The organism is Pyrococcus sp. ST04, assembly GCF_000263735.1.
GTDB lineage: Archaea > Methanobacteriota_B > Thermococci > Thermococcales > Thermococcaceae > Pyrococcus.
This window is the reverse complement of the sequence record NC_017946.1, coordinates 332,454-357,931: the sequence shown is the minus strand read 5'-3', so window position 1 is coordinate 357,931 and position 25,478 is coordinate 332,454. Positions and strand designations below refer to the sequence as shown.

The window sequence follows — 25,478 nt, the reverse complement described above, 5'->3', positions numbered from 1 at the left end:
ATGGAAAAGAAAAAGCTCTACCGTCTCTTACTTGCCCTCGTTATTCCCCTAACTATCCTATATACATTCGGGATTCTTGGCTATGTCCCATACCAAGTAAGCTACTACATAACGGTATTTTTCATAGTCCTATTCCTAGCACTAAGATGGTACGAGAGATTCAATCCATGATCCGATATAACTCATTCCAGTAAATGTCCGAGAGCCACTCCAAGCTCTTCTCGACTTTTTCTCTGTTGATTTTAATAGCAAAGCTCTCTCCCCCAACTCTACCAACTACTTTGACCGGAACAAATTCCTTAACAATATCCAAATTTTCTTCAGGAATCGTTAGGAGATATCTCCCATGGCTTTCGCTGAATGCAAAATCTATCGGCTTAAGATCTGTTGAGAATTCCGCCTTAAGTCCAACGTTAAACCACGAAGAGAGCTCAGCCAATGCAATGGCTAGACCACCCTTTGAGACATCATGGACAAAGCTTACTAATCCTTCATTTATCAGCCTTAAAACTGCCTCTGCGTTCCTTTTTTCTTTTTCAAGGTAAACTCTTGGCGCAATTCCTTCTTTAATGCCCAAAATCCTATAGAGTTCAGAACCACCGAGTTCCCTTCTTGTCTCTCCTATTATAGCCACTAAGTCCCCTTCCTCTGGGCCTCCCGGTATCTTCTCAAGCTTGACCTTCCCAAGACCGGCAACTACCGGGGTAGGCTTTATTGGCCTGTCAACAATCTCATTATAAAAGCTAACGTTTCCACTAACATAAGCCAAGCCAAATGCCCTAGCAGCATCCGCAAGGCCTCTAACGGTTTCTCCAAAGGCCCAGTAAACCTCAGGTCTCTCAGGAGAGGCAAAGTTCAGATTATCTATCAAGGCTAGAGGCCTAGCTCCAACACTGACTAAGTTCCTCACAACTTCAGCAACAGCACCCATAGCCCCGTGGTATGGGTTGAGATAACTGTGACCGGGATTTCCATCGGCAACAAAGGCTAGGCCATAGCTGTCGTTTATTTTAAGGACTGCAGCATCAAAGCCGGGCTTAACCACTGTCCTCCCTTGAACTTCATGATCATACTGCTCCCATACCCACCTTTTGGATATTATGTTGGGACTTCTCCATACCTTCTCGAAGGCCTCCTCAAGGCTTATGCTTGGCGTCTCAACTTCTTTCTCAACACTATACGGTTTTGTTGGCCATTTAATTACAGGAACGTCCGTCAGAAGATCTATTGGAAGATCTGCAACTTTCTCACCGTGCCAGTAAACTATGAATCTCGGCTCCTCTATTATCTCCCCAACAACCGTCCATTCAAGCTCGTACTTCTCGAATATCTTTCCTATATCTTCCACGTCCTCGGGCTTAACAGCTAGCAACATTCTTTCCTGGCTTTCGGATATCATAACTTCAATGACATTCATCCCTGGCTCTCTAAGAGGCACCCTATCTGCATAGACTATTGCCCCAAATCCCTTTTTTCCAGCCATTTCTGAAGCAGCACATGTTAAACCTCCACCTCCAAGATCTTTAAGGGCTCTAACTTTGCCTGTATACACAGCTTCAAGAGTTGCCTCTATTAGCAACTTTTCCGTGAATGGATCTGGAATCTGGACGGCAGATCTGTCTTCCTCTTCCGCGTTCTCGCTTAGCTCTTCACTAGCAAATGTTACTCCATGGATGCCATCCCTACCTGTTCTGTTCCCTACTAAAATTAGCTTAAGCCCGGACTCGGTTACATAGCTGTGAACCAAATGTTCTGGTTTCATTATCCCGATGCATGCAACGTTAACTAAGGTGTACCCATCCAGGCTCTCATCAAACTCAGTTTCTCCTCCAACCGTTGGCACCCCTATCCTGTTTCCATAATCCGCTATCCCCTTAACCACATACTCAAAGAGGTACCTATTCCTATCTTTCTCAAGAGGTCCAAAGCGTATCGGGTCAAGAAGGGCTATTGGCCTCGCCCCCATACACAAGATGTCTCTAACTATCCCCCCAACTCCAGTAGCAGCCCCTCCATAAGGTTCTACTGCAGAGGGATGGTTGTGGCTTTCTATACCTGCAACTATCCACGTTTCTTCATCGAACTTTATTATCCCGGCGTCTTCCCCGGGGCCAAGAATCACGTGCTCATTTTTAGTTGGGAGAAGCTTAAGCCACGGCCTGCTCGACTTATAGGAGGCATGCTCGCTCCACATAACTTCGAGCATTGACCATTCCAACTCGTTTGGCTCCCTTCCAAGTCTCTCACGTATGAATTTTTCTTCATGAGGAAACATGGGAAACCCTCCTTTTTATTGACGAATTAATGTAAAAATAATCCCATTTTTAAGACTTATTTTTACAGAAAAATGTCTAATAGAAGTCCTCTGCAAAAAGAATAATGAAAAAATTCTATCTCTTAACCCACTCAACCATACTTCTAAATACTTTAAGACCGTCTTCGCTTCCAAGGAAAATATCACTAGCTCTTTCTGGATGTGGCATCATACCAAGGACGTTTCCCTTTTCATTTGCCACTCCTGCTATATTCATCACAGAGCCATTTGGATTACTCTCCTCATCCACTTTGCCGCTTTCATCGCTATATTGAAAGACAATGCGAACTTTATATGGGTCATCAACATAGTAATTGCCCTCAGCATGAGCTATGGGCATTCTTATTATCTCTCCAGGCTCATATAAACTTGTAAAAGCTGTTTCTGTGTCCATAACTCGGAGATTTACCCATTTGCAGATAAACCTAGGAATTTTATTTGGTCTTAATGCTCCAGGCAAAAGGCCTGCCTCAGTAAGAATCTGAAACCCATTGCATATTCCAAGTACTGGACTTCCATTCTCAGCGAGTTCTCTAACTTCTTCAATTATTTTCTGCCTCGCCGCTATTGCTCCTGCTCTTAGGTAGTCAGCATAACTGAATCCGCCTGGCAAAACAACCCCATCATAATCTTTTATGGACTCTTTGTACCAAACTCTCTCCGCTTCTCCACCCGCCTTTCTTATCGCGTCAACAGTTTCAAAGTCGCAATTTGTCCCGGGGAAAACTATTACTGCAAATCTGGGCATATTACTCCACCGGTTCAATTGTGTATTCCCATGTATGAATTAGGGGGTTAGCCAGAAGCTTTCTACACATCTCTTCTACTTCTTCCTCAGGCTTTTCACTTTCCAAGAAGAATTCAAAGCACTTTGGCACTTTAAGACTCTCCACTCTATAGCCAAGATTCTTCAGTGCATTTCCAATGACTCTTCCCTCAGGATCATTAAGGCCCTCCTTTAGCCTAACGAGAACCCTAACTTTCCACCTCATCTCGCATTACCAAAATCGTGTAAAAAAGAGATGTTTAAAAGCATTATTTTGACATAAAAATGTAAAATAATCAGGCCTTCCATCTTGGATTATCAACGACTTTGACTTCCCCATTCTCCTCAATGACTATCTTACTAAATCCTTTCTCCGCTATTGTCCCATAATCGTGGCCAGCATCTGCAGGATAAATTGCCAAGAATATGAAAGGTTCACTTCCAGTATTTACGGTTCTATGAGCCCAATAAGGAGGAACATAAACTACAGTTCCAGGCTCCATTGGGATCCATCTAGCCTCCCCTTCTGGGGTTTGGAGCAACATTCCGCCCCTTCCCTTGAGGGCAACATATACTTCTGCTCTATCCTTTTTTGCATGGAAGTGGCCCTTCGTAAAGAAGAACTCTTTTCCAACTTTTCCAGGGTATAGAACTGTAGTAGCAAAGTTTAAGTCACCCTCCTTTTCTTCCTGCTCAATCGCATATACTTCATAGACTACTGGATCCTCTTTTTCAACGAGTTCCCTCCACGCATCTTCATCTACAAAGTATCCCTTCATGTCGCTGAGCTTTCTAACTATCTTCTTCGCTCCCTCTATTACCCCAGTTTCAAAGTCCACCCTTACGCCAAGTGGCTCCTTGTACATCTTCACCACCACCAGTGTTTTTTCTTTTCTTCCTTTTGACCTTTTCCATCTCTCCCTGAAGATAGCTCGCGAACCCTAACAAAGAAAGAGCGCTTCCAGCTATCATTACAACAAAACCTACTGGAGAAAGCCAAGAGTATGGATATGAATATCCAACAACAGTTAGTTCATATTTCACATTCCCATCCGTGGTTATTATAGGGAAATCCGTAAGTCCTTTAAAAATCCTTGTTTCATTTTTAAGTTCAAATGAATAATACTTTCCCCTCCATGAAACAGAAACATTAGCATCTTCAGAGAACAGCGTTAAATTAGCATCAACAATTATAACTATATCACTGTCTCCAACTAAGTGCGTTCCGGGAGTAAGCTGTCCTGATAGCGTCTTCTCAACAAGCTCGGATTTCATAGCTGTAAAGGCTATTCCAAGGGATATAAAAAGAAGAAAAAGTCCTACTAGGATCGTAGGATATCTCAAAGCTTTAAGCATTCCCATCTTCGGCACCGTTATATCTTCCCAGCCAGGTGACACTCAACCCAGTGGTTGTGGGAATATTCTATGAGTTTGGGCTCCTCTCTGTCGCAAAGACCCTTCTTGAAGTAGACACATCTAGGATGGAATCTGCATCCCGGTGGTATGTTCACGGCACTTGGAACTTCACCCTTGATCGGTAGCTCCTTTATAACGTCTTTTCTTGTTGGATCAGGCTCCGGAACAGCCGCTAATAGAGCTCTTGTGTATGGGTGTATTGGGTTGTCTATAACCTCCTTGGCCGGGCCCATTTCAACTATCCTTCCAAGGTACATCACTGCTATCCAGTCAGCAAAGTATCTTGCCGTAGAGAGGTCGTGGGTGATGTAGAGATAGGTAACACCCATTTTCTCCTTAAGCTCTTTCATAAGCTCCAGGATCTCTGCTCTAATAGAAACGTCAAGCATTGAGACCGGCTCATCAGCCACTATAAACGTTGGATTCAAGATGAGAGCCCTAGCAATTGCAACTCTCTGCCTTTGACCTCCAGAGAGCATGTGGGGAAATCTGTGAACGTACTCTTCTGGAGGCACTATTTTTACCATTTCAAGGGCCTTGTATATAAGCTCTTCTCTCTCTGCCCTTGTTTCTCCTATTCCATGAATAAGGAGAGGTTCTTCAAGGACATCATATATCCTGAATCTTGGATTCATTGAACTGAACGGATCCTGGAATATCATCTGTACTTTTCTTCTGTATGCCTTAATCTCCTCCTTGGTTCTTAACTCAGTAACATCTACGCCCTCTAAGTATATCTTTCCGTCCGTTGGTTCCAACAGCTTCATTACGAGCTTTCCTGTTGTTGTCTTACCACAACCACTCTCACCAACTAACGCAAACACTTCCTGCTTGTAAACTTCAAAGCTAACCCCATCAACTGCCCTAACGAACTTTGGGGGCTCCCCTCTTAGTGAAGCCAACAGCCCTCTTCTAACAGGAAAGTACTTTTTGAGATTTTCAACTTTAAGCACGGGTTCAGCCATTCCCTCTCACCTCACAGGAGCCAACATGCAGCATAGTGATCTTTATCAACTTCAACAAGCTTTGGTTCCTCCTGTTTACACCTATCCATTGCATATGGGCATCTTGGGTGGAATCTGCATCCGCTCGGTGGATTTATGAGGTTTGGTGGACTTCCAGGGATGAACTCAAGCTTTTCAACATCTTCATGCAACCTTGGAATTGCAGCAAGGAGTTTCTGTGTATATGGGTGGGCTGGCTCATTGTATATCTTCTCGCTGGGTCCTATCTCGACTATTTTGCCAGCGTACATTATGGCAACTTTGTCACTTATCTCTGCGAGAATGCTAAGGTCGTGAGTAATGAATATCATTGAAAGACCGAGCTTCTTTTTGAGTCTCTTCATGAGGTTTATTATCTGAGCCTGAACTACAACGTCTAATGCTGTTGTCGGCTCGTCGGCTATGACAATGTCGGGCTCAAGTAGTAATGCCGTGGCTATAACGACTCTCTGCTTCATACCACCTGAAAGTTCATGAGGATACCGATAAACTATCTCTGGGTCAAGTCCCACCATTTCTAGATATTTCATTGCTTTGTCTAATGCCTCTTCTCTGTCCATTCCCTTGTGATAAATTAGAGGTTCAATCATTTGGTACCCTATTGTATAAACTGGGTTCAGAGCATTCATAGCTCCCTGGAATATCATTGAGATTTTCTGCCATCTAATTTCTCTTCTTAGAACATCTTCTGGAAGTCCGACTATTTCTCTTCCATCGATCTTTATGCTACCTCCAACAATTCTTCCGGGAGGCTGAGGCATTCCCATTAGTGTGAACCCTATTGAAGACTTTCCACAGCCGCTCTCTCCTGCAAGTCCCATTACTTCTCCCTTTTCTAGGTCAAAGGAAACATCATCAACGGCCTTAACTGGACCCCTAGAGGTGAAGTAATACATCTTAAGATTCTTAACTTCAAGGACTTTTTTCGCCATATTACCCACCTCACAATCTCCTGAGTCTTGGGTTAAGAACTCTATCCAATGCAGTACCTAATAGCACGAATGTCAATGCTACCAGAGCTATCGCAAGTCCTGGTGGAATTACCCACCACCAATAACCATTTACTGCAGCTCCTGCATTTTGTGCATCGTGAAGGATTTGTCCCCAAGTTACTTGAGTTGGATCACCAAGACCAAGAAAGCTAAGAGATGCCTCTGCAAGAACTGCTCCTGGAACGCTAAGTGCCATTTGAGCGAATGCGTAAGGCAATAACTGCGGAACCATGTGCTTGAAGATTATTCTACCAGTACCTGCACCAAGTGCTATAGCAGCCTCCACATAAGTTTGCTCTTTGATCTGGTATGCCATACTTCTAGCAACTCTCGCTATTCCTACCCATCCGAACACGGTAAGTAAGAGAACTATTTGCCAAAGCTGTATGTGGCCTCCAAAGTATGTACCAAGTAGGATAAGGATTGGCAAGCTCGGAATTGAAGCCATGAATTCTTGGAATCTCATCATTATCTCATCGGTCCATCCTCCAAAGTATGCTGCAGCAACACCGTAGAAAATACCCACTAGAACCGTTAGAACAGCCGTTGCTATACCAATCGAAAGTGAAACTCTCGATCCCCAGACTATTCCAGCAAATAGATCTCTACCCTTGTCATCGGTTCCTAAATATCCGTAGGTTCTTCCAGTAAATATCACTTCAGTCTTTGATAGATCTACAGAAGTACCTTTTGGAGTTTTGATCTCTATTATGATATGATACTCTCCCTTGAGGGGCTTTGGATTATCTAACATGTCAGGTGATACTTGAGCAAACACAACCTTAAGTGTGTCCAACGTAGTTATTAGCTCAAATTCTTTAGTTGGATCTAACTGAACCCCAGTCTTTTGCTTAACCCAGTTTATTACGGCTTTTCTAACTGAGCTATCCCTCGCAACTTGGACATCAGTTGATCCCTTAATCTTTAACCCAGATACAAGAGTTATTTCCTCCCCGTCAGGTCTCTTAACTTTAAGCGTTAGAGATGGCTTTAGACGTCTATTTGTGGAGTTTCCTGAAATATCCATGATAACAATATCCTGAGGTGGGACATCATATTTCATGTTATAGGGAATGTCTATTATTACACCCCGAGAAGTTGTTGTTATGTACTGCTGAAGCTGATCCGAGTGAATAACGTAGTGAGGAGCCTCTTCAACCCCAGTAAAGAACTTAACCCAAGTTGGAGGAACTGTTTTTGGGTAATCTATCCATATAGTCTTCCACTTATCTGGAATGTCAGGCTCGGTTATGTAAGGAGCACTTATTGCAACAACTATCCAAAATATTAGTAAGAGGATGCCAAGTATACCCGTCTTCTGCCTTTTGAACTCAAACCAAAAGTTTGAAATTGAGTCCTTAAGATCAACCCACCTAACCATTTTACTCACCTCACATCTTTGCTGAGGCACCAACTCTTACTCTCGGATCGAGGAAACCATAGGATATGTCAGCTATTATCACACCTATTAGGTAGAGAGCCACGCTAATGAAAGTCAGCCCCATAACGAGGTTAATCTCGTTTGTCTGGATTGCAATCCAATAAACTCTTCCCATCCCTGGCCAGTTAAATACACTCTCGGTAATTATTGCACCTCCAAGGGAACCAAGGAGGGAGAATATTGTCATTGTAACTATTGGTGGAGCAGCAGCCCTTAGAGCATGCCCATAGATAACCTTCCTCTCTGGAACACCCTTAGCCCTAGCAGCCATTATGAAGTCTTCTTGCATGGTACCAATCATTATGTTTCTCGTAACCCATGCCCATCCTCCAAACAGAACAAAGACTATTGTCGTCACAGGGAGAACTAACCTTTTAGCTACATCCAAAACATGGGCCAGACCTGTTAGATTAGGATCAGGCATTGAATTTGCTGGGAACCAGCCCAGCTTAAACGCGAATATAAGGAGCATCATCATTCCAAACCACCACATTGGTATGCTCGTGGTTATCAATGCCAGGATTGAGAGTGCTCTGTCGAAGAGACTTCCAACTTTTTGAGCTGCTTTAACACCCAAGAGCAGACCTATGATAATGACTATAATTTGAGCCGTAGTGAATAAGAGAATCGTTCTCGGTAGGGCGAGGGCTATTATGTTTTTAACATTTCTTTCCGTACCAAATATTGGTATTCTTGTGTTTCCGAAGTCAAGGGTTATTGTCCTCTTCGCATAATACAAAACTCTCCACCAGTACGGTCTGTCCAGTTTAAATTGATGCCTGTAGTATGCTATTCTCTCCTCTCTCCAAGCTTCTGGATCTGCAGGGGCTCTACCTTTTTGAACTAAACTTTGATACTCAGAATTTACTAGTTCCTGTATTCTATTTTCTAAATCCTTCTCAGCCATTTTCACGAAAAGTGCTGATACTACTAGGGTAACTATTGAAAGGACTATCAGAGCATTGAGAGCTCTTATGAGCAGATATTTACCCATCCCCATTTCTCACCCTCCTGTTCAACTCCGATTCGTAACGAACATTTTTGAGCATTATCTTTTTCAAGCTTGTAAAACTACCTTAAATATTTTCTTTTCGAAAAACATCGAAATGGTAGAAAAAGAGATCAATTAATAGGAAAAACTAATGATTATTACAGAAGCATTTACGATGCCATAAGGGTTCTCTTTGTAGGAGTTTTAGTGTAGTACTATAACAAAAACAGTTCAAAACGACAATTAGAAGAGAAAATCAAAAAAGAAGGTGAGAAAATCAGCGCCTCCTCCTTCTTAGGAGGAGTGGGACTGCTGCCAGGGCAATTATTGCCGCTGGACCACAAATGCCTCCACCAGTAGCAGTCTGAGTCTGCGTAACAGTCACAGTCTTCTCAACAGTCTGGGTCACGGTCTGGGTCTTCTCTACAGTCTGGGTTGCTGTTGTCTGAGTAGCTGTCTGTGTCTGGGTTTGTGTAGTTGTTGTCTCAGTCTTAGTAGGCGTCTCGGGAGCTTCTGCAAGGTATGCGCTCTTCATAACGATGCTGTTACCAAGACCAACTGCTGGATCCATAACCCTGAACTTGATCTTCTTGTTGACTGGGAAGAACTCCCAGTTCTCTGCAGTGAATACTCTGAAGCTCTCATAAATACCGAGTGCAGCACCGAGCTTGGTCATGTCCCAGTACTTAGCCTCAGAGTCGAGGGTCATGTTCTTGTAGTGGCTGGTATAGATAAGCCATCCAATGTCATCTGCAGTCCAGTCAAGGATTGGCTTAAGCTTGTCAACACTTGTGTAGTACTCAAGCTCAAGCATGTCAATTGCATCCTGGATGTTTCCGTTGCCAAGGAACTCAAGAACCTCCTTAACTGTTGCTCTGTAGGTGTTCTCTGGAGTGAACTTCCAACCAACGAATCCAGGACCGAACCATGCGGTGGTGTAGTACTGGAGAATCCTGCTAATTGAGAACTTGACACTTCCTCCTGCAACCCAACCCTCAGTGTAGTAGTTCCACTCATAGTTAGCTGGATCTGTTAGGTAGACCATCTTGCTTGCAGTTCTTCTGTCAACAATCTTGACTTCAACTTCAAATCCTGCCTTCTTGAGTATGTTGGCGATGTAGTATGCCTCATCTTTTCTTTCGTCTTCCTGTCTTCCGATACCTACGATCTTAACTGGCTCTCCGTTGAAGTACCACTTTCCATCCTTCTTCTCTAATGTGTATCCCATCTTCTTGAGGTCCTCAGCTGCCTTCTGCATTGCCTCATCAATGAGCTGGAGAGCATATTCTTCGTCACCTTGGGCATCAATTCCAAATGCATCGACAACAGGCTTGAGCTTCTCAATTGCAAGCTTGTCACCACTCGTCCATGGGGTGTACATTGGACCACCAGAACCTTGGAGGATGTTCTGAACAATGTAGTTTCTGTTAATGAGATACTCCATTGCAAATCTTATCTCCCTAATTGCGAATGGGTTGAAGTACTTCTTGTCTCCAACTGTGATCAGGTATGGATTGTCCTTGTCGTGAACTGGGTTCCAAACCATGTCCCAGAATCCACCAATGTTAACGTACATGTCAATGTTCTTCTTGTCCTCCTCGCTTAGACCGGAGAACTTGAATGATGGGAATGAGTACCAGGATAGGTCATACTCACCCTTAGCAACACCAAGGATTATCGTGTTCTCGTTCTGTATACCGTAAAGCTCTATAACATCGAAGTATGGCTCAAAGTTGTACATTGGCTCAGCATACTCAGGCTTAACCCACTTGTCAAACTTTACATACCTAAGGTAGAGGTTCTCGGGCTTATAGACATCGATTATGTATGGACCTGTTGAGATAAACATGTGGTTGTGCTTCTTTATGAAGTTAATTATGTCGTCATACTCCTTAATTTCATCCTGCTCGTTGTAGATGAACTGCTTAATAGCATCTGGAATTGGCTTCTCCTTCTTAAGCTTCTCAAGCTCCTCCATAACAGCCTTTGCGTGCTCGGGGGTGAGCATATCAATCTGCTGAACCTCCTCAGTGGATTCACTAAATGAATACTTGGGGTTGTGAGCAACAACTTCGCTCATTGCATAGATTAATTGCCATGGGAAGGATACATATGGCGTGAAGTACCAGTACTGGTACTTCTTGTATGGTGGGAACGTGTAGGTGTGGTAGATCGTTATAACGAAGTGGTTGTCATCTTCACTTACAACCTTAATACCGAGGAGCTTCTGCATTGTCTCTGCACTCCAGTCTGCCTCGTTCTTATCATAGTATGGGTCATTGTCACCATCCTGGCTTGTCCACTCCCACTCCCAATAGTAGCTGTACATCACATCAGCGACACTAAGCTTGTGACCGTCATGGAAGTATATCTTCTGGCACTTGAAGGTCACTGCCGTTGGGGCGGTCTTTCCAGCATAAGCAGCAACCCACTTCTTCGTGGTTGAGTTGAAAACTAGTGCATCATCGGGAACCTTAACATTCTCTTCAGCCTTTATTATAGTACACCTATATGGATGATAGTCTCCATCAATACCCCAGACACTTGACCCTTCATCTTGAGCGAGGCTTGCTGCTCTAGTTGAGTATACATCTCTGAAACCTGCTGCACTTGGGTTCCAGGCACCCATAAAGAGTGAACCAGTTGCTGAATACATTGCTATCTTAAGGACTTTCTGATCTTCTGCAGCTACTGGCTTTAGAAGTGGAGTCACTATCATACCAAGGGCAACCAATATTGTCAATATGCCAAACAGCCTCTTCATTGGATATCACCTGCCGTGTATCTCAAATGGCACAATAATGCCACTAATAGAGTGGTATGGCATGATTTTATACATCGGATTCAGTATTTAAGGATTACGACAATATTACAAATAAGCTACTAAAAAACTCGTATCACAACGATTTTCTACATCAAACCTTAACAAGCTTGTAAAGCTTTAACTATCCAAGGAATTTTATAAAAAAGCTCAGAAATCTCCTTATTTGCAATTTAAATTTCCATCAAGATATAGGAAACTTAGAAAAAACTTAAGAATCGAGAAAACATCTCATCATGCTGGTGAGAATAGTGGATCTCGTAATATCTGGCAAGTTTTTCCTTAAAGAAAGGATATTTGACGGTTATATTGGAGTGAATGATGGCAAAATTTCAAAATTTTCACTAAGGAAACTAAAAGGAGACAATGAAATAAGAGTCGGAAAGGGCCAACTAGTACTCCCAGGAATGATAGATGTGCATGTCCACTTGCGAGATTTTGAAGAATCCTATAAGGAGACCATAGAAAGTGGAACAAAAGCTGCAATCCATGGAGGAGTTACAACGGTATTTGATATGCCAAATACAAAACCCCCAATAATGGATGAGAGAACTTTGAAAATGAGAGAATATATCTTCAGAAAGAAAAGCTATGCAGATTATGCCCTAGGTTTTTTAATAGCTGGAAATGAGCCCTCTAAAAACGCAGATTTTTATAAAATCTTCATGGGAGCCTCAACGGGAGGAATTTACTCCAGAAACTTTAAGGAGGACTACTCCAAGGCTCCTGGGATAGTAAGCGTGCATGCTGAAGATTATGAGCTAATAAGAAGATACCCTAACAGACCACCAATTGTTGAAATCAGAGCAATAGAAAAGGCCCTATCGGCCAGCAAAGAAGTTAAGAAAAAACTTCACATATGCCACGTTTCCACCAAGGAGGGAATAGAGCTAATTCTCAAAGATAAATTAGAGTGGGTAAGCTTCGAGGTCACTCCCCACCATCTATTCCTAACCAAAAAGGACTTTGAAAAGAACAAACTCCTAAAAGTGTACCCTCCGTTAAGAGATGAAGAGCATAGAAGGTACCTATGGGAGAAATTGAAGCATGTCCCAATAATAGCCAGCGACCATGCCCCACACACGATAGAAGATAAAGAAGCAGGAGCAGCAGGACTTCCTGAACTTGAGACAGAGCTCCATCTACTCCTGGATGCAGTCAACAAAGGACTTTTAACGCTAAAAGATGTTGTTGAAAAAACATCATTAAATCCAGCAAGGATATTTGGACTAAAGAACAAGGGGTTCGAAGAGGGAAAGGATGCCGACCTTATAATAGTGGATATGAAGAAGGAATGGGTTGTAAAACCAGAGAACTTCTACACAAAAGCCGGATGGAGTCCTTATGAAGGCTGGAAAATCAGGGGAAAAGTTATAATGACGATTCTAAGGGGAGAAGTTGTAATGGAAAATGATGAAATTATTGGAAAGCCGAGGGGGGAGAGGGTTGTTAGAGAGGGTCAAGCTTAGGGAAGTGTGGGAAGTTGCAAAGAATATCAAAGCATTTAGATTTTCCAAAAGGCTAAACTTCACACCAGGCCAATTTATAATGGTATGGATACCAGGAAAGGGAGAAAAACCATTCAGTCTGGCGGATAAGGATTTAATTGTTGTAAAAAGGGTTGGAAAGTTCACAAGTGAAATGTTCAACCTTACAGAGGGAGATAACATATGGATAAGAGGCCCTTATGGGAACGGATTTACGGAAGTGGAGGGAAAAGTCGCATTAATGGCGGGTGGAATAGGAATACCTCCCATATACGCACTCGCAAAGCATGGGAAGTTAGAGGAAAAAGTTCTGATCTATGGGGCTAGGACCAGAGAGGAGCTAGCTCTTTTGGACATTGAAAACTATGTTAATGAAGTCGTGATAACTACAGACGATGGAAGTTATGGAGTAAAAGGATTTCCAACGGATATTCTAAGGAACAGAAAAGAAGAATTCTCCCAAGTTTATGCCTGCGGGCCAGAGATAATGCTTGCTAAAATCCTCGAGATAATGAATTATCAAAGAGTACAGATCTCAGCAGAGAGGTACATGAAATGCGGAATTGGTGTGTGTGGTAGTTGTGCTCTAGGCCCATACCTCGTCTGCAGAGATGGGCCAGTTTTCACGGGAGAGCAACTCAAGGAAACAGAATTTGGCAGATTCTCAAGGTTACCGGACGGAAGGAAGGTGAGAGTATGAAGAAATACTCGTGGGAAGAATTTGCCAAATTAATGGGAGTTGAGCCTCAAATTCTAGAAAATAAAGAGGCAAGAATGCTAAAGAAGTTCGTAGAAGAGATAACATGGCCAACTCACTGCAATTATTGCCAAGGGCTAGACCTAACAAATCCTAATCCTGTCCATCACCCCAGCTACGAGCTGACCCCAGCTTGTAACCATGACTGCATATTCTGCTACTCCAACGTAGCCGTAAAGCTGGGGAAAGCACCAAAGCCAGGTTATTATGGATGGGACAATCCAAAGGCAATAACAATATCCCAGTATGGAGAACCTCTCTTATCGCCAAGAATAGTTGAGGTAAATAGGATGCTTAGAGAAAGATTTCCAGAGGCAAGACTGGATCTACAAACGAATGGTTCCCTCCTGACTAGAGAACTCTGGGAAAAGTTGGATTTTGACGTTGTTATGATAAGCCTAGATGCAGCGACTAGGGAGAAACATAGGATGATAACAAATGCGGATACCTTCGAAAATGTCGTAAATGCACTGAAGATAGTTGGCGAAGACAAAAGCGTAGTTTCAGCTGTAAGGACTATTTTCATGCCAGGAATAAATGATGAAGACATACCAAAAATAGCCCAAATAGCAGCAGAAGCAGGAATAGATGAGATGTTCCTCCAGCCATTAACGATCCACGAACTAAATGTTGAAAGGCTTAAAAAAGCGGGATTGGACTTTGAAAGGGCTGAAAGTATAAGGGAATTTTTGAAGGCAGCCATGGAGGCTAAGAAGTACATAGATGTTAGGATAAGTGGTTGCCTATTGGTTCAACTGAAGCAAATGGACCCAATAACTCTCTTCAGCGTGAAAAGAGTTGCAAGGGAAGTTGCTCCCCTAGTTAAAAGGAGTAAGCTAGATCTTTAACCATGCCTGCAATTATCAATTTAGAAATAATTAGAAATCGATCCTAATTCCGAGTCGCAAAACCTCTTTAACTCTTTCAACGTCCACGATAGTATTTATGCACCCAGCTCTAAGCAAGGGAATTCCTTGAATGGGTATTTTCAGCGAAGATAACTTTTCAGCGGCTTCAGCAAGCTCAGGCCAACAAGCTATTCCTACGGCCCCTTTAATTTCCCCCTTGGGAACTTTATCCTTTAGAATCTTCTTAACGAGACTCCCTCCAGGTACAATGTAAAACTGCCTATATCCAAGAGACTCAGCATACTCTATTATTTCTCCGATTTGACACTTTCCGCACTTCTTGCAGATCCAACCATACTCAGTAAACTCCGCTTCACAAGCTTTTATGTTTCTGAGACACTGAGGAATAAAAATTGCCCTCTTCTCAACTGGAACTCTCTTAAAGTCATCTTTATACGCTTTATTCTTGAGTTCAACATATATTTGATCAGTTAATTCCTCGTTCTCACTTATCAAAGATAAGGCAGCCTTCACAGCATTCCTTGTACTCAAATCGGCCCCAAGAGCTAGTAGTTTTGCAATAATATTATCAAGCGTCATTGGAACTAACCCAAACATGAACTTTAAAACTGGGATTAAAAATGTATAGGCGTCGAAAATGCTGAGGTGTTCACTTTGCATAAACGATGAGCGGGTAACAAAGATACTGATAATAAATGGAAGGCCAATATGCAAAGAGTGCAAGGCCTTTCTAGAGCATCCTCCGGATAAAGATAAGATCAAGAGAGAGCTAGAAGAAATTATAACTAATATTGACAAAGCTATAGTTGCATATTCCGGAGGAAAAGATTCCACAGTAGCATTATATCTTGCCAGGAAAGAGTACAACTTAGACGTTGAGGCTGTTATGGTGAACCACGGCTTTATGGCTCCTGCTGCAATAGAAAATGCTAAGAAAGTTGCCGATTACCTCAACGTCAAGCTAACTATAATAGAGAAGGACTATTCCGATATATTCAGAGAGGCATTGCTAAAGGCTAAATCTCCCTGCAGAAAATGCTCAAAGAGAACAATGGAAATCCTAAGGAAGTATGCGTTGAGACATGGATATAAGTATATAATAACGGGTCATGAGATTCCATTCGGACATCACCCTTATATGTTAATGAGCGGAGGAGTAATCCAAGTAAGACTACTCTCCCTCATGACAGAAGAAGAAAGGATGAGGATTCTAGAAAAGCTACCTTTTAAGCTTCCAGAGCTCCCTGGATATACAAGTAACTGTCTAATCCTCGGACCGGCATTGGAAAGATTTTGGGAGAAGCATGGATATTCGTTTGAACATAGAAGAATTGCCGCACTTGTTAGATATGGACTTCTAGACAAGGAAAAGGCACTCAAAAAAGTTGAAAGGCCAAGAGTGCCGAGGGAACAAAAGGAATATGTATATAAAAAGCTAGGTCTCGAGCATCTCCTTTAGCTTTTCCAAAGCAACATCAATTATGTCCTCGGGTTCAGCCTCTATTTTACCCCTTGCAAGGTTATCTGTTCCTCCTCCCTTACCTCCAAGCTCATCTATGACCTTCTGCAACAGCTCTTTCATTGAGACAGGAACTTCTTCATTCCTTGCGAATATTACGTAGTCATTACTCGCTAGAATGACTATCGTTCCCGGGTTATTCTTCACGAAATCAACGGCAAATGCCTGTGCATCTTTCATTTCCCATTCCTCAACAAAAGTCACCACGTTGTAGTGTCCAACCTCCCAACTCCTTCCTAATAGTGCCTGTTCCTTCCATTTCCACAGTTCCTTCCGCTGACTATCGAACTTTTCTTCGAGTTCGTCAATCGACTTCAAGACTTCTCTTACCCTCTCAGAGAGCGGTGGGTTTTTATTTGGCATTAGGTCAAGAGATGTCCAGTAATCCCTTAAGATCTCATTGAGCTTCTTTATAGCCCTTTTACCACATACAAACTCTATCCTCCAAGTTCCCTTTGACTTCTTGTAAAACCTTATGACCTTTATCAGCCCAACTTCCCTCGTTGACTTTACGTGGGTTCCTCCACAGGGAGTTACATCAATGTCTCCGATTTTCACAATCCTGATCTTGTCCTTTACCTTAGTTACGTGTTTTCTGAGGATTCTTGCTATGTCATCTGGGAGATACTTGTACTCCTCTATGGTCACAGGAACATCCTGGAGAACTATATTATTCGCCTCAATCTCGACATTCTCAATCATTTCCCATGTAACTTCTCCATTGACTTCTATCTTGGCATGATCCTCAAAGATCTGAAATCCCGATGTGTCTAAGTCATAGAGCTTCTTGAGAATCGCAGAGAGGATGTGTTGCCCAGTGTGAGTTCTCATGTTCTCGTATCTCCAATCCCAGTCCAGTTGCAGCTTAACTTTTTCCCCTTTTTCTGGAATCTCTCCTTTCAGACTCCCAATATGCCAGATCCCATCAGCTTTTTCAATAGTGTTTTCAACTAAGACTTCAAATTGCTCTCCAATTATTTTTCCCCTGTCCCCTGGCTGGCCTCCACCTTCCGGATAGAATATTGTTTTATCAAGCTTTATTGCAACTTTCTCCCCTTCTTCCCTAACCTCAACAATAGTGGCCTCAGCCTCCTTTAAATAGGGATCCTTATAATACATTCTCTCGGTCATATTACACTACCCTCCTCGTTAAGTTGCTCCTTAGAATATTCACTAACCATTAGCCTGAGAAGAGAAGCGAGTTCTTTATTGTACTTATCCTGCATATCAGCAAACTTCCTTAATGCCAGTGCTATGCCACTAAGCCTCTTGATGTCGTTTATAAACTCTTCTTGTTCTTTTGAAATACCACTGAGGACGTTGCTTATCTCAACGATCATCTCTATGTCCCTTCCAAGAATCTCTGTTCCCTCTTTTATTCTGTCCATTACTTCCAAAGCATCCCTAAGGGCATCAAGCTGTGCCATCACCCTGGAGTTAAAATCTTTGATTTCCTTAGCAAGGTTCATCGTCTGAACAGCCATCCTTCTTATCTCATCCGCGACGACAGCGAACCCTCTTCCTGCTTCCCCAGCTCTCGCAGCTTCTATCGAAGCATTTAAAGCAACTAAGTTTGTCTGCTTTGCTACACTCGCTATAGAATCGCTAATTTTTGAGACGTATTCAAGATTTTGTACTAGAGTATTGAACTCCCTGGCAAAAACTTCAAACTTCTGGAAAAACGGCAAAAATTCTCTTCTAAACTTCTCAAGTTCCTCCATTACTTGGGATAGCTTTTCAATGTTCTCAAGGATCATTGTATTGTTCTCCATGAACTTTCCGCTTATCTCTTCTGCAAGCTCCTCAACAATTTTGCTAGCTTCTTTGCTTGAAGTTTTTATCCTCAAGGACTGAGCCAAAGCATTGGAAGCCTTCTCTATGTTTCTGAGGTTCATTTCCCTCACCTCATAAGGTCAACGCCCACCTTTAGGTTTTCCAGCCAGTCAAAGAACCTGCCTACGTATTTTCTTGGTATTATGGCTCCATGCTGGGGGAGAATTGCTTCAATATCCAAGTGTCTAACCTTGCTCACCCAAATTCTCAAGGCCTTATTACTTGCCATGAGTCTCTCATGTAAAGGCCTCATGTATTGAACGTGTTTTTCAAAATTTTCAACGACAAGATATCCTTCTTCAGGGAAGGAAATTCCTATGTCTCCGGTAAATAAAAACTTGCTCCTATGGTCGTAGATCGTAAAATGACCTGGGCTGTGAAGGAAATGCGCTGGTATGAACTCTAGAGTTGTCGCTCCAAAGTTCATAACTTCCCCTTCGTCTTGGAGCTCATGTGCATATCCTCCAATGTTTTCAAAGCCGAAGTGTGGAAGGAACCTAACCCAGAGCCAGTGAACTATTATCTTTGCATCACTAACTTCCCTCCAAAGGGGGATACTTCCAGCAACATCTGGATCCTGGTGGCACATATAGATGTAATCTATGTTTCTAGGGTCTATGTACTTGGAAATATTAGCCAACACTTTCGAGAATATCTTGTACCCTCCAGGATCAATTAAAATCCCTCTTCCCCTACTTACTATCAAGTAACTGTTAACATCTACGTCCATTCCTCCTTCCTGAGTTCCAAGATAAACAACCATATGCTCTTCATCTTTATATAGAACATGATCTTTTCGAGGATCTAACCCAGGCTCAATAAAGTATTCTCCCACCTTTCCTCACCAGAAGAAGATTGAAAAAGGAAATATTTAAGCAATTTGCCTACACAATAACCTACATAAACACAAAAAGAATTCAAGTCTGTGATCTTGCCTCGATTAATGCTTTAACCCTCTTAAGCCTGAAGAAGTTCTCCCTCTCCATCTCATCCAGATGTTGCTCAATGAACTTTATTGTGTTTTTCATTCTGGGAATTATTATGTACTCAAGTGCATTTACCCTCCTCTTTGTCTTTTCGATCTCTTTTCCAAGTCTTTTAAGGGACTCTTCAACTTCAGCAAGTTTTATTGCTAGCTCAAGGACTTCTTCAAATTTTTCAGCGGCTACATCAACAGCAGAGGATGTCGATATGAATGCATATCCCCTTTCAGAAGCCTTTCTTTTGAGGTCTGGTGCCTCTATTAGGGGGACTCTGACACCCATTATATTCCTTGTTTTCACTTCAATTTCTTTATTTGGCTTTACCCCAAGTGCAATTTCCCTAAGTCTAAGGGACCCAATGTCAATTTGGGCCCTCCTAAGTGCCTCAAATGCCTCATTGATTTTTTGTATAAGTTCTCGTCTGAGGTTTAGAGCTTCATCGTATATTGTGAAAAACTCCATAATTAAGGCATCCTGCTTCTCCTTGAGTAGCTTATGACCTCTTTCAGCCAGCTTGACCCTCCTCTTTAGCTTAAGTAGTTCCATTCTTGTTGGTTTGACCTTGAGTATCTCTGGCATTCTTGTCACCTAAAAAGAATTTATTGAGAAGAGCGCTTCCTGTACTTTGGATGATACTTCATTATCATTTCCTTCTTAACTCTCTTTAGCTCGCTCTCTGGCAGTATCGAGAGAAGTTCCCATCCAAGATCCAATGTTTCCTCAATGCTTCTGTCCTCGTCATATCCCTGAGCCACAAACTCTCTTTCAAACCTGTCAGCGAACTCTAAGTACTTCTTATCGGTCTCGCTAAGGGCTTCCTCACCAACTACTGCAACTAAATCTCTAAGCGACCTACCCTCTGCATATGCTGCATAGAGCTGCTGAGCCAGCTGAGGATGATCTTCTCTGGTTCTGCCCTTGCCAATACCATCCTTCATCAGCCTTGAGAGGGAAGGTAACACATCAATTGGGGGATATATACCTCTCCTGTGGAGCTCTCTGCTCAGAACTATCTGTCCCTCAGTTATGTAACCAGTAAGATCCGGAATTGGATGAGTGATGTCGTCATCTGGCATTGTAAGGATTGGCATCTGAGTTATACTTCCCTTCTTTCCTCTTACCCTTCCCGCCCTCTCATATATCGTAGCTAGGTCAGTGTACATGTAACCAGGATAACCTCTTCTTCCTGGGACTTCTTCTCTTGCAGCGGAAATTTCTCTGAGAGCCTCACAGTAGTTGGTCATGTCTGTAAGAATTACGAGGACCTGCATATCATAATCAAAAGCTAGATACTCAGCGACGGTTAGTGCCATTCTTGGAGTTATTATTCTTTCAATTGCTGGATCATCTGCAAGGTTAAGGAAGAGAACTGCCCTTTCTATTGCCCCAGTCTCCTCGAAGCTCTTCTTGAAGAAGTTTGCCTCTTCATATGTAATTCCCATAGCAGCAAAAACCACTGCGAAGCTTTCCTCTTCACCAAGAACCTTTGCCTGTCTAGCTATCTGAGCCGCAAGCTTGTTGTGAGGAAGACCTGAACCACTGAATATAGGCAACTTCTGACCCCTGACCAACGTGTTCATCCCGTCTATTGCAGATATACCTGTTTGAATGAAGTCTCTTGGATAGGCCCTAGCAACTGGGTTTAGGGGAGCTCCGTGAACGTCTCTTCTGTCCTCTGGGATTATTTCAGGCCCTCCATCTATTGGCTTCCCAATACCATTGAATATTCTCCCAAGCATGTCCATTGAAACTGGAACCTTGAGGGTCTCTCCAGTGAAGCGAACGCTTGTCGTTTTTATGTCCAGATCACGGGTTCCCTCAAAGACCTGAACTATAGCAAGGTTCTCTCTTGCATCTAAGACCTGGCCCTTTCTTTTTTCCCCACTTTCAGTCTCTATCTCAACGACCTCACCATAGGCAACTCCTTTAACGCCCTCAACGATCATTAAAGGACCGTAAATCTTGCTAATTGTTGAATACTCCTTGCTCATGCCCATCACTCCCCATACTTCCTAAACAACTCCTCAAACTGCTCATTTGTCTTATCAATGAGAGCCCTAATTTTCTCGACATCAGGCTCAAACTTCATCCTACCTATTTCCTCTCTAACTGGCAACTTTGCAATCTCTTCTAAGGGTACCCCTCTGCTTATTGCCTCCATGGTCTTGTCATAGAAGTTAAGGAGAACCCTCATCATGGTAACCTGTTTCTTTGGTGGACAATAGGTGTCCACTTCATCGAAGGCATCCTGCTGGAGATAATCCTCTCTGAGCATCCTTGCAACAAGAAGTATTGCCCTTTCCCTCTCTGGGAGAGCATCTGGACCAACTATCCTGACTATCTCTTGAAGTTCAGCCTCTTTTTGCAACAGTTCCATTGCTCTATCTCTCATCTTTCTCCACTCTGGGTCAACATTCTCATGCCACCATCCTTGCACAGAATCTACGTATAACGAGTAGCTTGTAAGCCAGTTTATTGCTGGGAAGTGCCTCCTTCTAGCAAGATCTGCATCGAGTGCCCAGAATACTTTGACAACCCTCAGTGTGTTCTGAACTACTGGCTCTGAGAAGTCTCCACCGGGTGGTGAGACTGCACCGATAACACTCACACTTCCAATTCTTGGTTTGCTACCTAGCGTTAGTACCCTCCCCGCTCTCTCATAGAATTCAGCAAGTTTTGATGCCAGGTAAGCTGGATAACCTTCTTCACCAGGCATCTCTTCAAGTCTTCCAGAAATTTCTCTCAGTGCTTCAGCCCATCTTGAAGTTGAATCTGCCATTAAAGCCACGTCATATCCCATATCTCTGAAGTACTCAGCTATCGTTATTCCCGTGTAAATTGAGGCTTCTCTAGCGGCTACGGGCATATTTGAAGTATTTGCTATTAAAACCGTTCTCTCCATCAAGGGTTTCCCAGTATTTGGATCGGTTAGCTTCGGGAACTCCTCGAGAACGTCCGTCATCTCATTTCCTCTTTCGCCACAACCAATGTAGACTACAACCTGAGCATCACTCCACTTTGCAAGCTGGTGCTGAGTGACCGTATTGTGAAGAATCGTAGGAAGGTTACCTCCTACAAAGTTGTGGGTTTCTGTTGTGACATCATAAACCTCTTGAGGCTCAGGAATGTACTTTACTTCAACGACTTCATCAAAGACGACATGTGTTAAGTGATTTTCTGCAACCTCCTTAAGGCCAATAGCCTCAGCAAGATCCTTGAACTGCTCGTAGCTTAAGACTCCATGAGTCTCACCAATTTCAACCGGAACTGAACCATCACTCGATTTCTCGAGAACTACAATTCTATCGTCTTCAATAATGGCCTCAAGGCCGACCTTTGCGAGGAGGTAGGACAAACTAGCGACAAGCTCCATAGAACCTGTGACAACCTCAATTTTATCTCCCTTGTGTTCTCCAATGGTTCCTAGATAGGCCCTAAGAAATGCTTCTACAACACTAGGTGGAGATAAGAGGAGCTCTTTTGGTATTAGTCTTCCCAAAATCCCAAGGTCAGTTAAAAATCTAACTATCTCTTCCTGGTTAATTAAGATGCTGTTCTCTCTGTCGATTATTACTTCGTTCGTTCCAAAGATATCTGCAGTAAGCTTCTTTATCCTCTCAAGAACACCCTCATCTCCCCTGATTATGATACCATCTGGTGTTATACTACCAATAGCAAAAATGTATCCTAGGAATTCTGCCAGTTTCTCATCAAGAACCTTAGGAACAATCTCACTCTCAAAGTTCAATTCAACGTATTCTCCCCCGTCAATTTTCTTTGCGATTGCTATCCTGTCACCGGGCCTTAAGTGCATTGCCATGACTTCTTCAAGTACAAGTCCACTCTCCGTAACTTTACCAGTAAACAGCTTGTGAATTGGAGTTACCCTTATTTTCCTTCCGCTTCTCGTCTTTATCTCAACCATTCCTGCGGAGTAACCCTTGTAGACGTGGGTCGCCTTGACCTCGACAATTTTTCCATCTCTGTATCCGTATACTGTGATTGGTTCTTCAAGCTCAGTCCACTCTTCATTTCCTTCAACGAACTTCTTCCCCTTACCATCAAGCTTCTCATACAGATCCTTTATCTTGATAAGTCCAAACTCCTTAGTTAGAATTAAAGTCTCTCCATCAACGCACTTTCCACTCCCAAATGGACCTGGTATGGCCGCGGTTCCACCCTTAGCCTGCGGGAAGAAGGTGTCTATAACTCTTTGGCCCGTAATGAGGGGAACCTCAGGAGGAAGCTTTTCTTTATATGGTCTCTTTACTCTCACAGGCCATCTCTGATACATTTTGAGCTCTTTTATCTCCCCACTCGGGGTTTTCACTTTTGCTATAACTTCTTCGATGGTATATTCCCCTTCTTCAGCTATTTCAACGATCTCACCTTCAATCCCTGGGGGTACCATGATTTTATGAACTATTATGCTCGTCTCTGGAACTTCACCAATAATATCTCCTCCAACAACCTTATCTCCAACCTTAACCTTGGGTATGAAATGCCACTTCTTATCCCTAGGGAGGGCTGGGGCGGTGATACCTCTAGCTATAAAATCGCCGCTTTTCTCTCTGAGAACTTCTAGAGGTCTTTGGATACCATCATATATTGATGTCAGCAATCCAGGCCCAAGTTCCACGCTAAGTGAAGAACCTGTTCCCATAACAGGTTCACCGGGCCTCAAACCAGCAGTTTCCTCGTAAACCTGAATTACCGCCTTATCCCCCTCCAGCCTAATTATTTCTCCTATGAGACCAAGCTCTCCTACCCTTACAACCTCATACATCTTTGCACCTTTCATCCCATCCGCAACAACCAGAGGACCTGTAACTCTAATTATCCTACCTTTTGCTGGCATTTTTCTTCACCTCTTTATCTCAACTCCAATTGCCCTTCTAACTATCTCCTTCAGGAGTTCTTCCCCGTAAATGGAACCAAACTTATCCGGAATTTGAAGGATAATAGGAAGGTTAACCTCAGGAAGCTCACCAATTTTTTCAGCTAATCTTTCGGTAATCAATATTATACCAACATCTTCCCTCTCAACTAACTCTCTAAGCTTATTTCTTGCCCTTTCTATGGAAAGCTCAGAGTAATCGAACTCATACACTTCATGAACTCCCGCCAGTTTGAAACCAACCACGGTATCAGAGTCCCCCATAACAACTACCTTCATGCTACCTCACCAACTATCTGCTTAATTTTTTCAGCCCTTATTCCATCGCTGAGTAGCTTAGCGACTGCCTTTAGTTTCCTAATTTCCCTTTCCCTTTCAAGGATGTAGGCCAAAGCCACTGCCACACTTAATGGATAGAACTGAGCTAACTCCTTCATTCTTGCAATCATGAATTTCCTCAGAGCAATTTCAACTGTATCCAGCCTTCCTTGTTCAATGTCTTCTCTTACTTCCCTTATTATCTCCCCGTACTTTGTCCCTTCAAGTTCCCCAATTGCCATTATTGGATCTTCAGCGTTTATCATTGCATCTAGAGTAACTTTGGACAGCGAGCCACCCTCGATTATGAGTTTCTTTATCTCCTCCGAGGGCATTGAAGCCGACTTTGCCCTTAATACTGAGGATATGTTTTTCTGATCTATTAGTAGCCTAACAAACTCCAAGAGTATTGTCTTTTCCTCTCCCCTTCTAGAGGTTGCATAGTTCAAAAGTTTTTGGTAATGAAGCCTGTAAAGTTCAAGTTCGAACTCTTCAAGGCTTATTTCCTTGAGAAGAAGTTTTCTAAGTGGTTCTTCGTACTCTGTTCCCTCTAAGATGACAAGAAGTTCTTCCATTGTTTTTGCTTCTATCATAGCCTTAACTTTCTGATACATCCTTCCGGCTGGAATTATGTAATCCTGAGCAGGCAGATTGGAGAGCTTAGCCTTAACTATGTTTGAAATATTCCTTACATCCCACTCCTCAAGCAATAACTCGAAGAATCCTTTAACTCTCTTGGGCATGATTTTAACCATCAGTTCCAGAAGATCAACAAGGGACAATTCAAGTGCGAGTTCGATGTTTTTCAGGTTAACTTTCTCTATTGAGGTCAACCTTTCTCCATAGTCACTATCCTCCAGATTAACAACAAAATTCTGGAGGTTTTTACTTTCGGCAAGCTCTTCTATTCTCTGGTCTGAAAGGAGTCTTGCTTCCATTGCCCTAATCCTTGCATTTGGGTATGAATATGGGGTATATTTCCAAATAATCTGACCAGTCTTGTAAGCAACGAACGTTAAAACGACCCCCAATGTTGTATCAAGGATTGCGGTTATCGTCGATACTTCCAT

At 42.7% G+C, this 25,478-nt stretch carries 24 protein-coding genes; 5 read left to right on the top strand and 19 right to left on the bottom strand.

Features of this window, described 5'->3' with window-relative positions:
* Nucleotides 1–171 (top strand): hypothetical protein, encoded by a 171-nt coding sequence (locus PY04_RS09625; RefSeq protein WP_014733482.1) that lies wholly within the window; start codon nucleotides 1–3, stop codon nucleotides 169–171.
* Here PY04_RS09625 and purL read toward each other — a convergent pair.
* The 10 genes from purL to PY04_RS01805 form a co-directional block, all read right to left on the bottom strand.
* Complete coding sequence (gene purL, locus PY04_RS01850) at nucleotides 161–2,275, bottom strand: phosphoribosylformylglycinamidine synthase subunit PurL (protein WP_014733481.1); 2,115 nt, start codon at nucleotides 2,273–2,275, stop codon at nucleotides 161–163. The genes PY04_RS09625 and purL overlap by 11 nt on opposite strands.
* A 115-nt stretch (nucleotides 2,276–2,390) precedes the next feature.
* Nucleotides 2,391–3,062 (bottom strand): phosphoribosylformylglycinamidine synthase I, encoded by a 672-nt coding sequence (purQ, locus tag PY04_RS01845; protein WP_014733480.1) that lies wholly within the window; start codon nucleotides 3,060–3,062, stop codon nucleotides 2,391–2,393.
* A gap of 1 nt (nucleotide 3,063) precedes the next feature.
* Nucleotides 3,064–3,306 carry a phosphoribosylformylglycinamidine synthase subunit PurS gene (gene purS / locus PY04_RS01840; protein WP_014733479.1) on the bottom strand — a complete coding sequence of 81 codons (243 nt, stop codon included), beginning with the start codon at nucleotides 3,304–3,306 and terminating at the stop codon, nucleotides 3,064–3,066.
* A 70-nt stretch (nucleotides 3,307–3,376) separates the two neighbouring features.
* Nucleotides 3,377–3,946 carry a glucose-6-phosphate isomerase gene (gene pgiA, locus PY04_RS01835; RefSeq protein WP_014733478.1) on the bottom strand — a complete coding sequence of 190 codons (570 nt, stop codon included), beginning with the start codon at nucleotides 3,944–3,946 and terminating at the stop codon, nucleotides 3,377–3,379.
* Nucleotides 3,909–4,442, bottom strand: coding sequence for a hypothetical protein (locus tag PY04_RS01830; protein WP_014733477.1), 534 nt, complete (start codon nucleotides 4,440–4,442; stop codon nucleotides 3,909–3,911). The genes pgiA and PY04_RS01830 overlap by 38 nt, the downstream gene beginning before the upstream one ends.
* A gap of 11 nt (nucleotides 4,443–4,453) precedes the next feature.
* Nucleotides 4,454–5,461: an ABC transporter ATP-binding protein gene (locus PY04_RS01825; RefSeq protein ID WP_014733476.1), complete on the bottom strand. Its 1,008-nt coding sequence runs from the start codon at nucleotides 5,459–5,461 to the stop codon at nucleotides 4,454–4,456.
* 11 nt (nucleotides 5,462–5,472) lie between these two features.
* Nucleotides 5,473–6,432, bottom strand: coding sequence for an ABC transporter ATP-binding protein (locus PY04_RS01820; RefSeq protein ID WP_048055897.1), 960 nt, complete (start codon nucleotides 6,430–6,432; stop codon nucleotides 5,473–5,475).
* Between the two features lie 10 nt (nucleotides 6,433–6,442).
* The gene (locus PY04_RS01815) at nucleotides 6,443–7,873 is read right to left on the bottom strand and encodes an ABC transporter permease (protein ID WP_014733474.1); all 1,431 of its coding nucleotides are present in this window, start codon (nucleotides 7,871–7,873) and stop codon (nucleotides 6,443–6,445) included.
* Between the two features lie 10 nt (nucleotides 7,874–7,883).
* On the bottom strand, nucleotides 7,884–8,933 hold the full coding sequence (locus PY04_RS01810; protein ID WP_014733473.1) for an ABC transporter permease: 1,050 nt from the start codon (nucleotides 8,931–8,933) through the stop codon (nucleotides 7,884–7,886).
* Nucleotides 8,934–9,201: 268 nt separating this feature from the next.
* Nucleotides 9,202–11,688: an ABC transporter substrate-binding protein gene (locus PY04_RS01805; RefSeq protein WP_014733472.1), complete on the bottom strand. Its 2,487-nt coding sequence runs from the start codon at nucleotides 11,686–11,688 to the stop codon at nucleotides 9,202–9,204.
* 293 nt (nucleotides 11,689–11,981) lie between these two features.
* On the opposite strand from PY04_RS01805, the gene PY04_RS01800 reads away from it, so the two are divergent.
* Genes PY04_RS01800 through PY04_RS01790 form a run of 3 tightly spaced genes read left to right on the top strand, consistent with a single transcriptional unit; the run spans nucleotide 11,982 to nucleotide 14,837 of the window.
* Entirely contained in the window at nucleotides 11,982–13,214 is a 1,233-nt protein-coding gene (locus tag PY04_RS01800) for a dihydroorotase (RefSeq protein ID WP_048055896.1), read from the top strand.
* Nucleotides 13,192–13,932 carry a dihydroorotate dehydrogenase electron transfer subunit gene (locus PY04_RS01795; protein ID WP_048055895.1) on the top strand — a complete coding sequence of 247 codons (741 nt, stop codon included), beginning with the start codon at nucleotides 13,192–13,194 and terminating at the stop codon, nucleotides 13,930–13,932. The genes PY04_RS01800 and PY04_RS01795 overlap by 23 nt, the downstream gene beginning before the upstream one ends.
* Nucleotides 13,929–14,837: a radical SAM protein gene (locus PY04_RS01790; protein ID WP_014733469.1), complete on the top strand. Its 909-nt coding sequence runs from the start codon at nucleotides 13,929–13,931 to the stop codon at nucleotides 14,835–14,837. The genes PY04_RS01795 and PY04_RS01790 overlap by 4 nt, the downstream gene beginning before the upstream one ends.
* A gap of 30 nt (nucleotides 14,838–14,867) precedes the next feature.
* On the opposite strand, the gene PY04_RS01785 is transcribed toward PY04_RS01790, so the two are convergent.
* Nucleotides 14,868–15,437, bottom strand: coding sequence for a DUF116 domain-containing protein (locus PY04_RS01785; protein WP_014733468.1), 570 nt, complete (start codon nucleotides 15,435–15,437; stop codon nucleotides 14,868–14,870).
* A gap of 58 nt (nucleotides 15,438–15,495) precedes the next feature.
* Between PY04_RS01785 and PY04_RS01780 the strand changes: the two genes are divergently transcribed.
* Nucleotides 15,496–16,317, top strand: a complete 822-nt coding sequence (locus PY04_RS01780) for a 7-cyano-7-deazaguanine synthase (protein WP_014733467.1) — start codon at nucleotides 15,496–15,498, stop codon at nucleotides 16,315–16,317.
* Here the strand turns inward: PY04_RS01780 and PY04_RS01775 are convergent.
* The 8 genes from PY04_RS01775 to PY04_RS01740 form a co-directional block, all read right to left on the bottom strand.
* Nucleotides 16,294–17,508 (bottom strand): DHHA1 domain-containing protein, encoded by a 1,215-nt coding sequence (locus PY04_RS01775; protein ID WP_014733466.1) that lies wholly within the window; start codon nucleotides 17,506–17,508, stop codon nucleotides 16,294–16,296. The two genes, PY04_RS01780 and PY04_RS01775, sit on opposite strands and share 24 nt — an antisense overlap.
* Nucleotides 17,505–18,272: a methyl-accepting chemotaxis protein gene (locus tag PY04_RS01770; protein WP_014733465.1), complete on the bottom strand. Its 768-nt coding sequence runs from the start codon at nucleotides 18,270–18,272 to the stop codon at nucleotides 17,505–17,507. The genes PY04_RS01775 and PY04_RS01770 overlap by 4 nt, the downstream gene beginning before the upstream one ends.
* A 5-nt stretch (nucleotides 18,273–18,277) precedes the next feature.
* Entirely contained in the window at nucleotides 18,278–19,045 is a 768-nt protein-coding gene (locus PY04_RS01765) for an MBL fold metallo-hydrolase (RefSeq protein ID WP_048055894.1), read from the bottom strand.
* 82 nt (nucleotides 19,046–19,127) lie between these two features.
* A complete protein-coding gene (locus PY04_RS01760) occupies nucleotides 19,128–19,772 on the bottom strand; it encodes a V-type ATP synthase subunit D (RefSeq protein ID WP_014733463.1) in 645 nt (214 codons plus the stop codon).
* Between the two features lie 20 nt (nucleotides 19,773–19,792).
* Nucleotides 19,793–21,184, bottom strand: coding sequence for an ATP synthase subunit B (locus PY04_RS01755; protein ID WP_014733462.1), 1,392 nt, complete (start codon nucleotides 21,182–21,184; stop codon nucleotides 19,793–19,795).
* A 5-nt stretch (nucleotides 21,185–21,189) separates the two neighbouring features.
* Nucleotides 21,190–24,051 (bottom strand): V-type ATP synthase subunit A, encoded by a 2,862-nt coding sequence (locus PY04_RS01750; protein WP_014733461.1) that lies wholly within the window; start codon nucleotides 24,049–24,051, stop codon nucleotides 21,190–21,192.
* Between the two features lie 6 nt (nucleotides 24,052–24,057).
* Complete coding sequence (locus PY04_RS01745) at nucleotides 24,058–24,369, bottom strand: V-type ATP synthase subunit F (protein WP_014733460.1); 312 nt, start codon at nucleotides 24,367–24,369, stop codon at nucleotides 24,058–24,060.
* A complete protein-coding gene (locus PY04_RS01740; protein ID WP_014733459.1) occupies nucleotides 24,366–25,478 on the bottom strand; it encodes a V-type ATP synthase subunit C in 1,113 nt (370 codons plus the stop codon). The genes PY04_RS01745 and PY04_RS01740 overlap by 4 nt, the downstream gene beginning before the upstream one ends.

What these genes read in the sequence shown, in the direction of transcription:
- PY04_RS01820 (WP_048055897.1), bottom strand. Translation starts at nt 6,432, where the DNA reads ATGGCGAAAAAAGTCCTTGAAGTTAAGAATCTTAAGATGTATTACTTC.
- PY04_RS09625 (WP_014733482.1), top strand. Translation starts at nt 1, where the DNA reads ATGGAAAAGAAAAAGCTCTACCGTCTCTTACTTGCCCTCGTTATTCCC.
- PY04_RS01810 (WP_014733473.1), bottom strand. Translation starts at nt 8,933, where the DNA reads ATGGGGATGGGTAAATATCTGCTCATAAGAGCTCTCAATGCTCTGATA.
- PY04_RS01775 (WP_014733466.1), bottom strand. Translation starts at nt 17,508, where the DNA reads ATGACCGAGAGAATGTATTATAAGGATCCCTATTTAAAGGAGGCTGAG.
- PY04_RS01770 (WP_014733465.1), bottom strand. Translation starts at nt 18,272, where the DNA reads ATGAACCTCAGAAACATAGAGAAGGCTTCCAATGCTTTGGCTCAGTCC.
- PY04_RS01815 (WP_014733474.1), bottom strand. Translation starts at nt 7,873, where the DNA reads ATGGTTAGGTGGGTTGATCTTAAGGACTCAATTTCAAACTTTTGGTTT.
- PY04_RS01740 (WP_014733459.1), bottom strand. Translation starts at nt 25,478, where the DNA reads ATGGAAGTATCGACGATAACCGCAATCCTTGATACAACATTGGGGGTC.
- PY04_RS01750 (WP_014733461.1), bottom strand. Translation starts at nt 24,051, where the DNA reads ATGCCAGCAAAAGGTAGGATAATTAGAGTTACAGGTCCTCTGGTTGTT.
- purS (WP_014733479.1), bottom strand. Translation starts at nt 3,306, where the DNA reads ATGAGGTGGAAAGTTAGGGTTCTCGTTAGGCTAAAGGAGGGCCTTAAT.
- PY04_RS01785 (WP_014733468.1), bottom strand. Translation starts at nt 15,437, where the DNA reads ATGACGCTTGATAATATTATTGCAAAACTACTAGCTCTTGGGGCCGAT.
- PY04_RS01805 (WP_014733472.1), bottom strand. Translation starts at nt 11,688, where the DNA reads ATGAAGAGGCTGTTTGGCATATTGACAATATTGGTTGCCCTTGGTATG.
- PY04_RS01790 (WP_014733469.1), top strand. Translation starts at nt 13,929, where the DNA reads ATGAAGAAATACTCGTGGGAAGAATTTGCCAAATTAATGGGAGTTGAG.
- purL (WP_014733481.1), bottom strand. Translation starts at nt 2,275, where the DNA reads ATGTTTCCTCATGAAGAAAAATTCATACGTGAGAGACTTGGAAGGGAG.
- PY04_RS01755 (WP_014733462.1), bottom strand. Translation starts at nt 21,184, where the DNA reads ATGAGCAAGGAGTATTCAACAATTAGCAAGATTTACGGTCCTTTAATG.
- purQ (WP_014733480.1), bottom strand. Translation starts at nt 3,062, where the DNA reads ATGCCCAGATTTGCAGTAATAGTTTTCCCCGGGACAAATTGCGACTTT.
- pgiA (WP_014733478.1), bottom strand. Translation starts at nt 3,946, where the DNA reads ATGTACAAGGAGCCACTTGGCGTAAGGGTGGACTTTGAAACTGGGGTA.
- PY04_RS01745 (WP_014733460.1), bottom strand. Translation starts at nt 24,369, where the DNA reads ATGAAGGTAGTTGTTATGGGGGACTCTGATACCGTGGTTGGTTTCAAA.
- PY04_RS01760 (WP_014733463.1), bottom strand. Translation starts at nt 19,772, where the DNA reads ATGCCAGAGATACTCAAGGTCAAACCAACAAGAATGGAACTACTTAAG.
- PY04_RS01780 (WP_014733467.1), top strand. Translation starts at nt 15,496, where the DNA reads ATGCTGAGGTGTTCACTTTGCATAAACGATGAGCGGGTAACAAAGATA.
- PY04_RS01825 (WP_014733476.1), bottom strand. Translation starts at nt 5,461, where the DNA reads ATGGCTGAACCCGTGCTTAAAGTTGAAAATCTCAAAAAGTACTTTCCT.
- PY04_RS01830 (WP_014733477.1), bottom strand. Translation starts at nt 4,442, where the DNA reads ATGGGAATGCTTAAAGCTTTGAGATATCCTACGATCCTAGTAGGACTT.
- PY04_RS01800 (WP_048055896.1), top strand. Translation starts at nt 11,982, where the DNA reads ATGCTGGTGAGAATAGTGGATCTCGTAATATCTGGCAAGTTTTTCCTT.